This window comes from Vibrio sp. OPT46 (assembly GCF_015163535.1).
Classification (GTDB): Bacteria; Pseudomonadota; Gammaproteobacteria; order Enterobacterales; family Vibrionaceae; genus Vibrio; species Vibrio alginolyticus.
This window is the reverse complement of sequence record NZ_JADDYG010000730.1, coordinates 41,956-55,112: the sequence shown is the minus strand read 5'-3', so window position 1 is coordinate 55,112 and position 13,157 is coordinate 41,956. Positions and strand designations below refer to the sequence as shown.

11 protein-coding genes are annotated in these 13,157 nt (G+C 42.9%); 5 read left to right on the top strand and 6 right to left on the bottom strand.

Annotated elements, in window-relative coordinates; genetic code table 11:
- Nucleotides 1–384: 384 nt before the first annotated feature.
- Both IQR33_RS26325 and IQR33_RS26320 read left to right on the top strand, forming a co-directional pair.
- A complete protein-coding gene (locus IQR33_RS26325; protein ID WP_005377784.1) occupies nt 385–543 on the top strand; it encodes a hypothetical protein in 159 nt (52 codons plus the stop codon).
- Between the two features lie 31 nt (nt 544–574).
- On the top strand, nt 575–1,309 hold the full coding sequence (locus tag IQR33_RS26320) for a chromosome segregation ATPase (RefSeq protein ID WP_017820934.1): 735 nt from the start codon (nt 575–577) through the stop codon (nt 1,307–1,309).
- Nucleotides 1,310–1,399: 90 nt separating this feature from the next.
- Here IQR33_RS26320 and IQR33_RS26315 read toward each other — a convergent pair whose 3' ends face one another.
- From IQR33_RS26315 to proV, 6 genes are all read right to left on the bottom strand, one after another.
- A complete protein-coding gene (locus IQR33_RS26315; RefSeq protein ID WP_193844193.1) occupies nt 1,400–1,783 on the bottom strand; it encodes a hypothetical protein in 384 nt (127 codons plus the stop codon).
- Between the two features lie 99 nt (nt 1,784–1,882).
- Entirely contained in the window at nt 1,883–2,248 is a 366-nt protein-coding gene (locus tag IQR33_RS26310) for a VOC family protein (RefSeq protein WP_130546073.1), read from the bottom strand.
- 146 nt (nt 2,249–2,394) lie between these two features.
- The gene (locus IQR33_RS26305; protein WP_193837409.1) at nt 2,395–4,344 is read right to left on the bottom strand and encodes an LTA synthase family protein; all 1,950 of its coding nucleotides are present in this window, start codon (nt 4,342–4,344) and stop codon (nt 2,395–2,397) included.
- A gap of 194 nt (nt 4,345–4,538) precedes the next feature.
- Nucleotides 4,539–5,546: a glycine betaine/L-proline ABC transporter substrate-binding protein ProX gene (gene proX / locus IQR33_RS26300; protein WP_005377779.1), complete on the bottom strand. Its 1,008-nt coding sequence runs from the start codon at nt 5,544–5,546 to the stop codon at nt 4,539–4,541.
- The gene (proW, locus tag IQR33_RS26295) at nt 5,539–6,624 is read right to left on the bottom strand and encodes a glycine betaine/L-proline ABC transporter permease ProW (RefSeq protein ID WP_005377778.1); all 1,086 of its coding nucleotides are present in this window, start codon (nt 6,622–6,624) and stop codon (nt 5,539–5,541) included. The genes proX and proW overlap by 8 nt, the downstream gene beginning before the upstream one ends.
- A gap of 4 nt (nt 6,625–6,628) precedes the next feature.
- Nucleotides 6,629–7,816: a glycine betaine/L-proline ABC transporter ATP-binding protein ProV gene (proV, locus tag IQR33_RS26290; RefSeq protein WP_017633996.1), complete on the bottom strand. Its 1,188-nt coding sequence runs from the start codon at nt 7,814–7,816 to the stop codon at nt 6,629–6,631.
- 438 nt (nt 7,817–8,254) lie between these two features.
- Here proV and IQR33_RS26285 point away from each other — a divergent pair, with 438 nt between their 5' ends.
- From IQR33_RS26285 to IQR33_RS26275, 3 genes are all read left to right on the top strand, one after another.
- The gene (locus IQR33_RS26285) at nt 8,255–10,135 is read left to right on the top strand and encodes a DUF294 nucleotidyltransferase-like domain-containing protein (protein ID WP_005377775.1); all 1,881 of its coding nucleotides are present in this window, start codon (nt 8,255–8,257) and stop codon (nt 10,133–10,135) included.
- Nucleotides 10,135–10,881: a 3'-5' exonuclease gene (locus IQR33_RS26280; protein ID WP_193837408.1), complete on the top strand. Its 747-nt coding sequence runs from the start codon at nt 10,135–10,137 to the stop codon at nt 10,879–10,881. Before IQR33_RS26285 ends, IQR33_RS26280 begins: the two co-directional genes overlap by 1 nt.
- Before the next feature lie 192 nt (nt 10,882–11,073).
- Nucleotides 11,074–12,732: a BCCT family transporter gene (locus IQR33_RS26275; protein WP_005377772.1), complete on the top strand. Its 1,659-nt coding sequence runs from the start codon at nt 11,074–11,076 to the stop codon at nt 12,730–12,732.
- The last annotated feature ends 425 nt before the right edge of the window (nt 12,733–13,157 follow it).

Sequence of the window (13,157 nt, the reverse complement as noted above, 5' to 3'; positions counted from 1 at the left end):
GTTAATGATGCTGGTCATCATTAACGTGTGAACTCTATCATGTTTTTGGTCCATTTCAACACCCTATGTCAATTTATTTTCAATGAAATAACCTCATCAATTTTCATGAAGGTATGTTTGCCAATCTTTTTGTGCGAGTCACGGCATAAATAAAATTTATTGGGTTAGGGAATGGAACCCAAAAATACTTCAGAACGATAAATGTGTTTCGATTGTTACGACATAAGTTATTCAATTAAGGACACAAAATTGATTAAAATCGGAGCACTTATTTTAAAATCTACGCTAAGTTGACCTTATGGTACGTATAAATGGGTTACAATGAATCTTTGTGAAACAGTCTACGGACCTAGGCAGTTTTTCATGAGTGGACAAGGAGGCGGTATGACCAGATTATTAGCCATTGCGGTGTTGATTGCAGTAGCATTTGTGCTGTTTCGTTATCGAACCAATGAAAAAGTCCAAAAAGCGACCGTTATAACATTAATTGGCGCATTTCTGATTTATACAGCATCAATTATGTTTGCGGAATTGATCCGCTAGCAAAGTAAAAGAGTCCTTGGAGTAGTATACGGTGAGTTCTCAGAACAAAATGGAAGAGCAAGACGACGTAGTTGTCATTGAAGAGCGTGACAAACGTACGCATATCTATATCGCAATCGCTGCGGTGTTAGGCTTGGCATTTGGTGGCCTTGTTGGATCGGTTGTCACTGCGAACAAGTGGGAATCGACTTACCACGTATTAGAAGAAAAGTATCAAGCACTAACGCAAGATAAAACCCAGTTGGCATCTCAAGTAAAAGTGCGTGAAGAGGCGCTCGACCAAGAAATACAAAACCAAGTTAGTGAGTTACTCGCCGCGAAAGATGAAGCTCATCAGAAAGCACTTAAGAAGTTGCAAAAGCAATTGACTGAGGTCGAGAAGGTCAACTTGTCACTAGAGTCTCAATTGAAGCAGCAGGCAGATAAGATCAACACGACGAAGTCAGAAAATGAGAAGTTGAGTCGTCAAGCGGATATGCAAGCGACTATGTTTGAGCGGTCCCGCGAAGTATTCCAGAAAGAGCTAAAAATTTCGCAAGAATTAGAGTCTCTCGAGAAAGAACGGTCAAAATTATTACCTAAGATTGAGAAACTCAAGAAAGAGTGTGACGTATTTTTAGAAGGCAAATCTTGGGACGTGAAGTCGGACGCGTGTGATAAACATGATGAAGCTAATTCACGACTAAGTCAGGTCGATCAAATGATTGAAGTCTATAAAATGGACCTCAAACAAATCAAAGCAATAACGGAAGATATCGGCCTTTAAGTCTTTTGTATCCGATTTTTGAAAAGCAAAAGGAGCTCTTTAAGAGCTCCTTTTTCGTTGTTAGCTATGACTTTTAGCCTGTCGCGTATATTAGATTCGTGAGGCGTCATAGCCTGAGGCGAGCAGGAGTTCTCGTTCGTATTTAATCAGCTGAGCTCGATCTTCAATTAGTTCATTGAGTGCTTGAGATGGCTTACCTGCTAATGCTTTGAACGAAGCAAAAGATTCCGCGGTGTCGATTTTATCAATCATCTGACTGATGACATTACGAGCCTCACACGGGTTACTCGTCGTTGTAAAGTATTCTACTTGCTTTGCTGCCGATTTCATCTCAGTTAATAGCTCAAGCGGGCTACTTTCTTTGGCTACTGCCATGTAGTTATCCAGCACGCGCTTTGCATAAAGCAGTTCTTTGAGGGGGATATCTCTTCCGCTCTCGATTAGGGATTCGCTAAGGATCTTACTTGAGCTCATGGGCATTCCTTCTTATTACTACGCCGCTTTTAATGTTTCCTTGAGTCTAATTTATTGAAGTCACATTGGGAATGGGTAAAAAGCATTTTTAACGCATTTTTATTCATTTATGAAAACACGAATGCGATGCTTATCTGGATCGATAGCCATAAAATTTAACCCATACACTGATGTCGCTGGTGGTTGAACAAACTCAACACCTAGGTCTTTCCAGCGCTTGTAAATGCGCTCTAACGTATGCCTGTTGGGCACTGATAAAGACAACTCAGTACCACCACCTCGAATGCCGCTGTAGGGTGAAAGATTATCTCTTTGCTTGAGTGTCAACGTTAAGCCTTCGGTCAGTGGAATAGCGGCGAAGGTTGGAGACAACTGCGTGACTTTGCGTTCGAACAGTTTCGAATAAAAAACTTGGCTTATGTGGATGTCCTCAACGTAGAGAACGAATGAATTGATAGTCAGCATGGTTTGTTCCTTAATCAATTAGAAATAGTAGGGGCAATCTAACGGAAAGGAACGACAGGAGTTGTCAGTAGCACATTCTCGAAGGTAAGTGAAAGAATAAGAAAAAGGAGCCGTTTAGCTCCTTTTTATCAGCGCAATCATTGGTATTAATGAGTGTTTTTGGAAGAATACCAGTTGTTTTGATACGCTTTAGATGCAAATAATGCGTTTGCTTTTGCACGCTCGATAATAGACTCGTCCACCTCTAGCGGCTTCATGGTTTGGTCTTTAAAGTCGTACGCCAGGGTCGATATCTTTTCACCAGGGGAAAGCACAACGAGATTGTCGCGCGTTAAATAACCAAAGTTTTTGTCGTATTGCATCATTGCGCGTTCATCTTCGCGAGCCAGTGGCTTCGTTAAATCACGACCAATCATCGGTGTTTTAGCATCTACCCCAATTAGAGATAACAGTGTAGGCGGCATGTCTATGTTGTTTGCTATGCGGTCATCTTTACGTGGTTGAATGCCTTTACCAAGGATCAATGCTGGAATGTGAAAGTGCTTAACCGGAACAAGGTTAGCGCCAGAAACACGTGCATCATGATCTGCAATTACAATGAAAATGGTATCATCCCAATAAGATGACTTTTTCGCCTTTTCAAAGAAAGTGCCCAAAGCGTAATCGGAATATTTTACGGCGTTGTTACGCGTCATATGTTCTGAATCGTATGGCTCAATTTTGCCTTGCGGATACTCATAAGGGCTATGATTACTTGACGTAAAAACTAAGCTAAAGAAAGGTTTGTCGCTTTTTGAAAGGCGTTCAAACTCTTCGTTTGCTTTGTTATATAGATCTTCATCGCTAACCCCCCAAGAGCCAACAAAGCTTGGGTTGTTATAATCGTCTTCTTCTACTATTTGATCAAAACCGTTACCAAAGAAGAAAGTTTTCATGTTGTCAAAGTTGGCTTCACCGCCGTAAATAAATTGCGTGTGATAGCCTTGAGCTTTTAGTAAGTCCGCGATAGTAAAGAAACCCGTTTGGCTTTTACTCAGCTTCACTACCGCGCGAGACGGAGATGGAGGAAAGCCCGTGGTTACGGCTTCAATTCCACGGACAGAACGAGTACCAGTGGCGTACATTTGTGTGAACTGCCAACCTTCCTTCATGAGTTCATCAAGGTTTGGTGTTAGAGGCAAACCACCCAAAGCACCGACAAATTGGGCGCCTAAGCTTTCTTGTAGCAAAATCACTAAGTTTTTATGTTTACCTTGGTAAGTCGCGGGGTTACTGTTCATGGTTGGGAGTAATGAAGGGGTGAAGTCGGACTTTGTTGATGAAGTGCGAACTAATTCCAACATCTTTTGAGTGTCCATTTTTCCGTAGAACTGCTCCGCGCTCTTTTCTGACTTCATGCTATTAACCGCAAACAACAATGAGTAAGATGAGTTCAGTGCTAAGTCGTTAAGCAGTGGATCGTTAGAAAAGGCGACCATAGCAGGATTTAGCGGGCGGTGACCTAAAGATGAGCGAGCACCTGCAACCCCAAAAAGAACAACGAAAAGTGCCAATAGTGGTCGCCATTTCCAGTTGACCTGCTGCGCCTTATCGGTCAGTTTCTTACTCCACTTCCAACCTAAAGTGATGGTTAAAACTGTACCTAACGCACCAATAAACAGTTCTAATTTGTAGCCAGTCCAGAGCATACTCAAGACTTCTTTTGGGTAGATTAAGTATTCCACAAACAGGCGGTTTGGACGTAGGTCGTATTCCTGAATGAATGGCGCTGTTGCTAGCTCCATGTATACAAGCACCCAAAGCCCTAAAACCATCCATATGCGTAATATTCGCTTCCAACACTCTCCCATCTTACCGGTTAATGGCATGAAGGTTGAAAACAGTGCTGGAAGAATAAATAACCAGCAAAGCGTTGCAATATCTACGCGCAAACCTTGACCTAGGATGTAAATTAAGTCGTTTAGAGAGTCAATACGGTCAATCTGCCAAAAAGCTAGCAAAACTCTTGAGATAGACAGAAATAGAAGCGAAAACAAAGAAAAGGCAGCAATTGGCTGCAAAGGCCCCCACACAGAGCTCTTTGATAAGTTTTTCATATTTATTCGAATAGTTTAATTGTTATGTTGTGTTGTTTTTAGCAAAGCAAGCGTGAAATAAACGTGAATTATAATGTGGGTTTATGGTCGAGTAGTGTAAGTGTTGGTATGTCTATGTAAGGGGGAGGGGCGTTTGTGTAAAAAAAGAGCCAGTTGATAACACCAACTGGCTCTAGAGGTTGATAAAGGCATGATTACATTGCGGCTTTCTTCGCTTCTTCGACCCATGCGTCGAACTTTTTCTGGTTCGCTTTGATCCAACCATTTACATGAGACTCGATGTCCGCTGAGCTGTTCTTACCTTGGCTCATCATCATATTCTGAGCACTAACATCATTGATATTTAGTTTGATGATTTCAAATAGCTTCGCAGCAGCAGGGTTTTTTTCCGTAAACTCTTTATTGGCAACGATGCGCATAGAGTTCATCTCGAAGCCGTAGTTCTTACCGTTCTCTAGTGTCGTATCAATGTCCTTACGCTCACCAGGAAGTGAAGAGAATGGCACTTCTAACCACACAACATCTTTCCCTGGAACTAAAACGCCACTTACCCAGTACGGTGTCCAAGTGTAGTAAAGAATCGGATCGCCTTTTTTGTAACGTGAGATCGTATCAGCGATAATCGCCGCGTAGTTACCTTGGTTGTGTGTTACTGTGCCACGAAGTTTGAAAGCATCCAACTGATGCTCAACAACCATTTCACACCCCCAACCTGGGTTACAACCAGTTAAGTCCGCTTTGCCATCGCCGTTTGCATCGAATAGCTTCGCCAATTTTGGATCTTTTAACTGACCAATGTTAGTGATGTTATATTTTTCCGCGGTTTTCTTATCGATCAAATAACCTTGCGCAGCACCACTTACGTATTGGCCTTTACGGAAGAACTTATCATCACCGCCCGACATCGTGTACTTATCGGCGTGAAGAGGGAACCAACCAACCGCTAAGAAAGTAGCATCACCTTTAGCAATAGAGGTGTAGCCTACGTTGTAGTCCACTTCTTTGGTCGGTTTAACATCGTAACCAAGCTCTTCAAGTGCGCGGTTTACGATCAACGTTTGAAATGTTTCTTCTGCAACGGTTGATTGAACAGGCTGAACAGTGACACCTTCACCCGGTAGTTCACTTGCCACACCATAAGTTGAAAATGCGATAGTACTTAGAGCTCCAACAGAGAGCGCTTTCTTCCATGAATTATTCATTGATGTTTCTCCTAAGTTTTAGATCGTCTTGGTTCGTCTTTGTTTTCAGTTTTAATAGGTATGAAACAGGACCTGTGTGATACCAGCGAAGTTTAGTGTTGCCCGCATTAACCCCTAACACCTGGGTGATACGGTCTAACAAAATCGCAAGAATAACGATGCCTAAGCCACCAACGGCAGCAAGACCCATATCAAGTCGGCCAATACCACGAAGTACCATTTGGCCTAAGCCGCCAACAGCAATCATTGAAGCAATCACTACCATAGAAAGTGACAGCATTAAGGTTTGGTTTACACCTGCCATGATAGTTGGTAACGCCAACGGTAACTGGATGCGATAAAGCATCTGTTTTTTGTTTGCCCCGAAAGAGTGGCCAGCTTCGATAAGCTCTTCAGGTACTTGCTGAATACCTAAAATAGTCAGGCGCACAACGGGAGGCAGGGCGAAAATGATCGTTACTACTACGCCAGGAACGTTACCAATACCAAACAACATAACAATTGGCACAAGGTAAACGAACGCGGGAGTCGTTTGCATTGCATCTAATATTGGCCTAACAAATTTGGCAGCGGTTTGGCTCCTTGCCAACCATATCCCCATTGGTAGCCCTATAAGCAAACAGAAGAAAACGGCGGTTAACACCAGTGCTAGCGTTGTCATCGCTTGTGACCACGCACCAATTAGGCCGATGAAAACAAGGGATACAAGAGTAGAAAAACCAAGTTTTACATTGGAAAACTGCCACGCTAGCAAAAATAAAATGAGTACCATTATAGGCGCAGGTGTAGACACCAAAGCAGTTTCAAACGACGTTAGAATAAAGTCGATTGGAACTCGTATTGCTTGGAAAACAGGTCGACCATGTTCCACCAGCCAGTTCAAACCGGATTCTACCCAGCTATCGAGGGGTAAAACCGCATCTTGGAATGGGTTCATAATATCGAATGGCGCTTGCTCTACAGTTTCTGAGTTGAGCCAATCATTACTTGGCGCGGCCTCTGTACCTTGCGACCAAGGATCATCTTGCGCAGGAGCAGTATTTGACCAGGGATCATTGTTAGTTTGCTCTGAAGACATCGTGTTAATCCTTATCTAGTGTTTGTAGAAGACGTGATTTAGTCACGACACCAAAGTAAGTTCCTTGCTCATCTACGACAGGCACGGCATAAGGAACACCAGCAACCAGACCCAAAATGTCATTAATTGACTGATCAGGCTGAAGAGTAACTTCATCCGGTAATTGAGCACTGGCTAACGAACGGTTTTCTTTATGAGCCAAACGTAGTGAATCAAGAGATACGATGCCGGAATATCGGCTAGATTTATCGACGACAATACCGTAATCACGGTCGTGATCCATCAGAATCTGCATCGCAGAGCCTGGACCGTCATTTTCCGATTTCTTAAAAACAGCCGCTGGCTTCTTGCGCGCGATATCTTTTGCTGTCAAGACACTTGCGATGTTTACGCCGCGGAAAAAGGCTTCGACATAATCATTTGCTGGACTGTGTAATATTTCATCAGGTGTACCAACCTGAACAACCTCACCGTTTTGCATGATGGCGATACGGTCGCCAATGCGCATTGCTTCATCCAAATCATGAGAAATGAAGACAATTGTGCGTTTGTCATCGTTCTGTAGACGAATAAGCTCATCTTGCATCTCAGAACGGATCAATGGGTCTAAAGCGGAAAACGCCTCGTCCATTAATAGGATGTCAGGATCACAGGCTAACGCTCTCGCTAAACCAACGCGCTGTTTCATACCACCGGATAATTCGTCAGGGAAAGATTCTGCATAAGGGTCTAAACCCACTCTTTCTAAGGCGGAAAGGGCACTTTTCTGACGCTCATTAACATCGATGCCGGCAAGTTCTAAACCAAAGGCGGCATTTTCAATCACCGTCATGTGTGGCATGAGTGCGAAACTTTGAAACACCATTGAGATATTATTACGACGAACTTCTCGAAGTTCATTCTCGGAGATGTGGGCGATATCTCTTCCTTTGAGATAAACACTACCTTTAGTCGGCTCAATGAGCCGGTTAAGAAGTCGAACAAGGGTGGATTTCCCGGAGCCAGAAAGGCCCATGATTACGAAAATTTCCCCTTCATTTATGGTGAGAGATACATCGTTTACGCCGACTGTTAAACCTGTCTGTTCAAAAATACCGTCTTTATCGACGCCTTTGTCGATAAGCGAGAAGGCTCTCTCTGGGTCTTCTCCAAACACTTTATACAGTCCCTTAACTTCCAGTATGGGATCCATGTTATCTGTCCTTTTTCGTGTGTTTATAACTGTTTAACGATTTGTACTCTAATTAATTTTAGTTCAACTTTCAACGAAAGGGGGTTGGTTAACTAGTTCTGCCGTGCATAGAGAATTCGTTGAGTAAGGTCTGTTCAACTCTTGTTTTTTATATTTAAAACAATTGTTTGCAATATGTTTTTATCCGCCGCAACGTTGCCCTGACGTAGGGTTGAATTTATTTTGAATTTTTTTGTACATTTCAACTCAACTCACTTGCATAGATATAAGCCGTGATAGCTTAGAGTTCTACATATAAAAAGGTTAGAGCTCTAATTTTTGGTTAAGGCTTGGTCCTGTGAAATCGGTTAGGTACTGTTATCCTTAGATTTATTTATTGCTTGATTTCACTCAGGGTGATATTTATCGCTGTAGTTTAGGCAACGTATGGAATAAAAAATGGAAGCCGAACAGTTAGAAGTGCTCAATTTCATTAGCCAGTACCCACCTTTTGATGACCTACCTGAAGAGCAGCTTAGAAAAATTGCTCTCAATGCCGAGGTTGCATACTTTCGGCAAGGAACAAAAATCCTTAACTTCGGAGATACGATCCGCGACTTGTATATGGTGAGAAGTGGGGCGGTAGAGATTTATCGACGTAAAGGTGAACTTTACAACAGGATTGATGCTGGTGGACTGTTTGGTCAGATGGGATTGTTGATGAACAACCGCGTACGTATGCCAGCCAAAGCGATAGAAGACACTCTCGTTTACTGTATTCCGGAAAACATCTTCAATGAACTTTGTGATGAGTTTGAAAACTTTGCGGACTACATGGAACTGGAAGATAGCGCGCGTTTGCGAAGCGCAATATCTAGCCGCTCCGAAAGCAATGACTTTACCACCGCTAAGGCACGTAAAATCTTAGCAAGAGATCCAGTAACTCTGGAGGCAACGGCTTCAATTCAGGAAGCTGCGATACTAATGGCAGAGGAAAATGTCACCTCTCTGCTCATTATTCGCCCGACAGAGGAGCTCACAGAAGAAGATGATGAACAGCTGCTTGGAATATTGACTGATCGCGATCTTTGCATTCGCGTACTAGCTCAAGGTATTGATACCAATATTCCAGTGAGTGAGGTCATGAGTTATGACGTGGTTTCATTGGATTATAACGCCTATGTGTTTGAGGCCATGTTAACCATGTTGCGTTACAACGTGCATCATTTACCAATTTTAAAAGATAAAAAGCCGATAGGAATTATTGGCATGACGGACATCGTTCGTTACGAATCTCAGAACAGCCTATTGCTAGTGAGCTCTATTTTTCAGCAAACCAGTGTCGAGGATCTCAAGCAGGTTTCTGAACAAGTAAAAGACTGTTTCGTAAGAATGGTCAATGAAGATGCCAACGCGCACATGATTGGTCGAGCCATGTCGGTTATAGGCAGTAGTTTCAAACAACGCCTCGCTGAATTAGCTGAGCAAGAGTTCGGCCCAGCGCCCATTCCTTATTGTTTAGTCGCAATGGGTTCAATGGCGAGGGATGAGCAGCTAATTGTAACGGATCAAGATAACGCCCTTATTCTCGATAACAGTTATGACGTTGAGATTCACGGAGAGTACTTTGAAAAGTTTGCTAAATTTGTTTGTGATGGTTTAGCGGCATGCGGCTATGCTTATTGTACTGGAGACATTATGGCTACCAACCCAGAATGGCGAAAAACTCGTGCAGAATGGGAAGAATGCTTTGGAAACTGGATAGACAATCCAACCCCTGAGAGATTGTTAAATAGTAATATCTTTTTTGATCTCCTCGGTGTGCATGGGCGAGTGAAATGGGCGGAGCAATTAAGCAGCTTTATTGTGAGACGAGCGAAAAGAAATAACCGCTTTCTTGCTTGTATGGCGTATAACGCAATACGTAGGACGCCTCCACTGGGCTTTTTCAAAGACTTTGTGATGGAGAAAGATGGTCGTCATCGCAACTCGATTAACTTGAAGCGAAGGGGGACGGCTCCGTTGGCCGATTTAATACGGGTGCATTCTCTGGCAATCGGTTCGCGATCGCAAAACTCTTTCGACCGTTTAGATGACATTAATGATGCTGGCATTTTACCGAAAGGTCGAGGTTTGGATTTAAGGGATGCGATGGAGCTAATCTACATGGTTCGAATTCGTCACCAAGCCCTTGATATAGAAAATGGAGAAGAGCCAGACAACAATATTGAGCCGGAGAACATGTCTGAATTTGAACGTCGAAACTTAAAAGCAGCATTTCAAATTCTAAGTAACGCTCAGAACTTCATTAAGTTTCGATACCAGAGAAGTAGCAAATAATGTGGTTCTCAAAAAAAGTAGAAAAAGAACAGCCGTTGTTGGATACATCCCAGACGCTAGAGTGGTCAATGTTGTTCAAACAACTAGCTAAAGAAGCGAAAGACGAGAGGCTCAAACGCTACTATTCGACACCGATGGTTAATGGGGAAACACCAATTGAACAAGTGCCATTTGTCTCGGTAGACTTTGAGACAACAGGATTGAACTCGGAAGAGGATGTCATTCTCACGATCGGACTTGTGCCGTTCACTATTGATCGTGTTCAATGTAATGGTTCTGCTCATTGGGTCGTTAACCCAAACAGAGAGTTAAACCACGAGTCTGTCATTATTCACGGTATCACTGACTCTGAGGTTAAAAACGCGCCGCAGCTGTCTCAGATCTTGGGTGAAATATTGGATGCGTTGTCAGGCAAAGTGGTACTTGTTCACTACAAGAACATTGAAAGGCAGTTCTTTAATAACGCCTTGCTAAATAGCATCGGAGAGGGGATACAGTTTCCTGTTGTTGATACGTTAGATATTGAGTATGCGATACAACGCCGTGAATGCAGAGGTTTTATCAATAAGTTGAAAGGCAAGAAACCCGGTTCTGTACGATTAGGGCACGCTCGTGAAAGATATGGCCTCCCTGCTTATCAACCTCACCATGCCCTGACGGATGCGTTAGCAACTGCGGAGCTGTTTCAAGCACAACTGCAGTATCACTTTAATCGAAACATGCCAATATCTTCGGTTTGGCAATAGGCGTTATTTATGGTGAAAACAATAAAATGCAATGAGAGATAGGGGGCTTTAAGATTATGATGGCGGATTGAGTAACCGCTTATAAGAACAATGTTTTATGAACATGTGCTTGGTAGTGATGAAGACGTTTCATTACTCGAACTCCGACGAAAGTAATTTAAACTTGGTCACGTATTTTTAAGGAGATTATCCGTGAGCACCGATAATAACGGTGGCATTCAACGCCCCGATGGAAAAGTAAACGCAATAGATACTGACTATCAAATTGGTCAGGATAACGTTGCGCTAAAGGTAGGCCCATTTGGCCTTGATATTCACAACCGTGTTTTTGCAATTTCTGGCTTAGCAATCGTCATGTTTGTTGTGATAACACTATTATTCCGAGAACAGGTAGAGCCGTTTTTTGCAGACCTACGAGCGGGTTTGTTACACAATTTAGACTGGTTTTTTCTCGCTTCAGGTAATATTTTTGTCATTGTCTGTGTCGGATTGATCTTCACACCATTGGGCCGTGTGCGAATCGGTGGTACTGAAGCAACACCGGATTACTCCTATGCCGGATGGTTGGCAATGCTATTTGCTGCAGGTATGGGCATTGGTCTCGTATTCTTCGGTGTATCAGAACCGATGTCCCATTTTAGTTCTGCGATTGGTGGCGTGAGCGTTGAGAATGGTGTACGTACTGACTGGGCACCGCTAGGTGGTGCAGAGGGCGATGCAACTGCAGCTTCGGCATTAGGGATGGCTGCGACGATTTACCACTGGGCACTTCATCCGTGGTCAATATACGCGCTCTTGGCTCTTGGACTGGCTATCTTTTCATTTAACAAAGGTTTGCCACTCACCATGCGCTCAATTTTTTACCCTTTGTTTGGTGAGCGTGTATGGGGTTGGACTGGTCATATTATCGATATTCTTGCAGTGGTAGCGACGGTTTTTGGTTTAGCAACATCGCTAGGCTACGGTGCGTCTCAAGCCGCAACGGGTTTGAACTTCCTGTTTGATGTCCCAATGACCAATACCACGCAGGTTATATTGATTATTGGTATTACTGCGCTCGCTTTAATCTCTGTTGTGGCTGGACTCGATAAGGGCGTGAAAATCTTATCTGAAATCAACATGGGTCTTGCAGCGCTGCTATTGCTATTTGTTATTGTTGTTGGCCCGACGATTGCGATTTTAACTGGTTTCTTCGAGAACATCGTTTCCTATGTGGCTAATATCCCTGCCTTATCTATGCCATTTGGTCGAGAGGATGTGAATTACTCTCAAGGCTGGACGGCGTTTTACTGGGCGTGGTGGATTTCTTGGTCACCATTTGTGGGTATGTTCATCGCACGTGTGTCTCGCGGTCGTTCAGTTCGTGAGTTTATTATTTGCGTTATTCTTATCCCATCTTCAGTTTGTGTGTTATGGATGACGGCTTTTGGCGGTAACGCAATTAGCCAATACGTTAATGATGGCTACGAGGCGGTGTTTAACGCAGAACTACCTTTAAAACTTTTTGCCATGTTAGATGTTATGCCATTGGCTGAGATAACATCTTTTGTCGGCATTATCTTAGTCGTGGTGTTCTTCATTACCTCTTCTGACTCAGGATCACTGGTTATTGATACTATTGCTGCGGGCGGTAAGGTCGATGCACCAACGCCACAACGCGTGTTCTGGTGTACGTTTGAAGGTTTGGTTGCGATTGCATTGATGTTGGGTGGTGGTCTAGCTGCTGCTCAAGCAATGGCGGTGACGACTGGTTTACCGTTTACTATTGTTTTACTTGTTGCAACGGTATCTTTGATAAAAGGTTTGATGGATGAACCTCGTCCAAAGGCGGTTTCTAAGAAATCAAAATAACTAGTATCAGCAGTTAAATTATTGATAAAAGCGGTATGCGAAAGCATGCCGCTTTTTTTTGGATTTCTATTTTTCTCTGAGAAATGAACAGCATGGAAAACGGTCTTATTCTGGTTGTTTTTTGTACTGTGCATTTAGGTGACTATTTAATAAATTAGACCTCGAACTATTTTAACTTTTGGTTAATAGGTTTATTTTTGTGATTTGAATCACAAAAATACCGATAAAAAGGCGGATTATTTGATTTTTAGTCGCGAGGGATGCCCATAATAAAAAGGAAATTTAATTAGACCTCAAAGGATATGTATTTTCACATGATCACATCAGCACCTTGGGTCCTTTATCCAGAGATTGGAGAAGACTCAAGTAAAAAATGGATTTTTCGTGAGCCTAAAATCTCTGATGGTGACGACATTTACAGCTTA

What these genes read in the sequence shown, in the direction of transcription:
- IQR33_RS26325 (WP_005377784.1), top strand. Translation starts at nt 385, where the DNA reads ATGACCAGATTATTAGCCATTGCGGTGTTGATTGCAGTAGCATTTGTG.
- IQR33_RS26315 (WP_193844193.1), bottom strand. Translation starts at nt 1,783, where the DNA reads ATGAGCTCAAGTAAGATCCTTAGCGAATCCCTAATCGAGAGCGGAAGA.
- IQR33_RS26310 (WP_130546073.1), bottom strand. Translation starts at nt 2,248, where the DNA reads ATGCTGACTATCAATTCATTCGTTCTCTACGTTGAGGACATCCACATA.
- IQR33_RS26305 (WP_193837409.1), bottom strand. Translation starts at nt 4,344, where the DNA reads ATGAAAAACTTATCAAAGAGCTCTGTGTGGGGGCCTTTGCAGCCAATT.
- proX (WP_005377779.1), bottom strand. Translation starts at nt 5,546, where the DNA reads ATGAATAATTCATGGAAGAAAGCGCTCTCTGTTGGAGCTCTAAGTACT.
- proW (WP_005377778.1), bottom strand. Translation starts at nt 6,624, where the DNA reads ATGTCTTCAGAGCAAACTAACAATGATCCCTGGTCAAATACTGCTCCT.
- proV (WP_017633996.1), bottom strand. Translation starts at nt 7,816, where the DNA reads ATGGATCCCATACTGGAAGTTAAGGGACTGTATAAAGTGTTTGGAGAA.
- IQR33_RS26285 (WP_005377775.1), top strand. Translation starts at nt 8,255, where the DNA reads ATGGAAGCCGAACAGTTAGAAGTGCTCAATTTCATTAGCCAGTACCCA.
- IQR33_RS26280 (WP_193837408.1), top strand. Translation starts at nt 10,135, where the DNA reads ATGTGGTTCTCAAAAAAAGTAGAAAAAGAACAGCCGTTGTTGGATACA.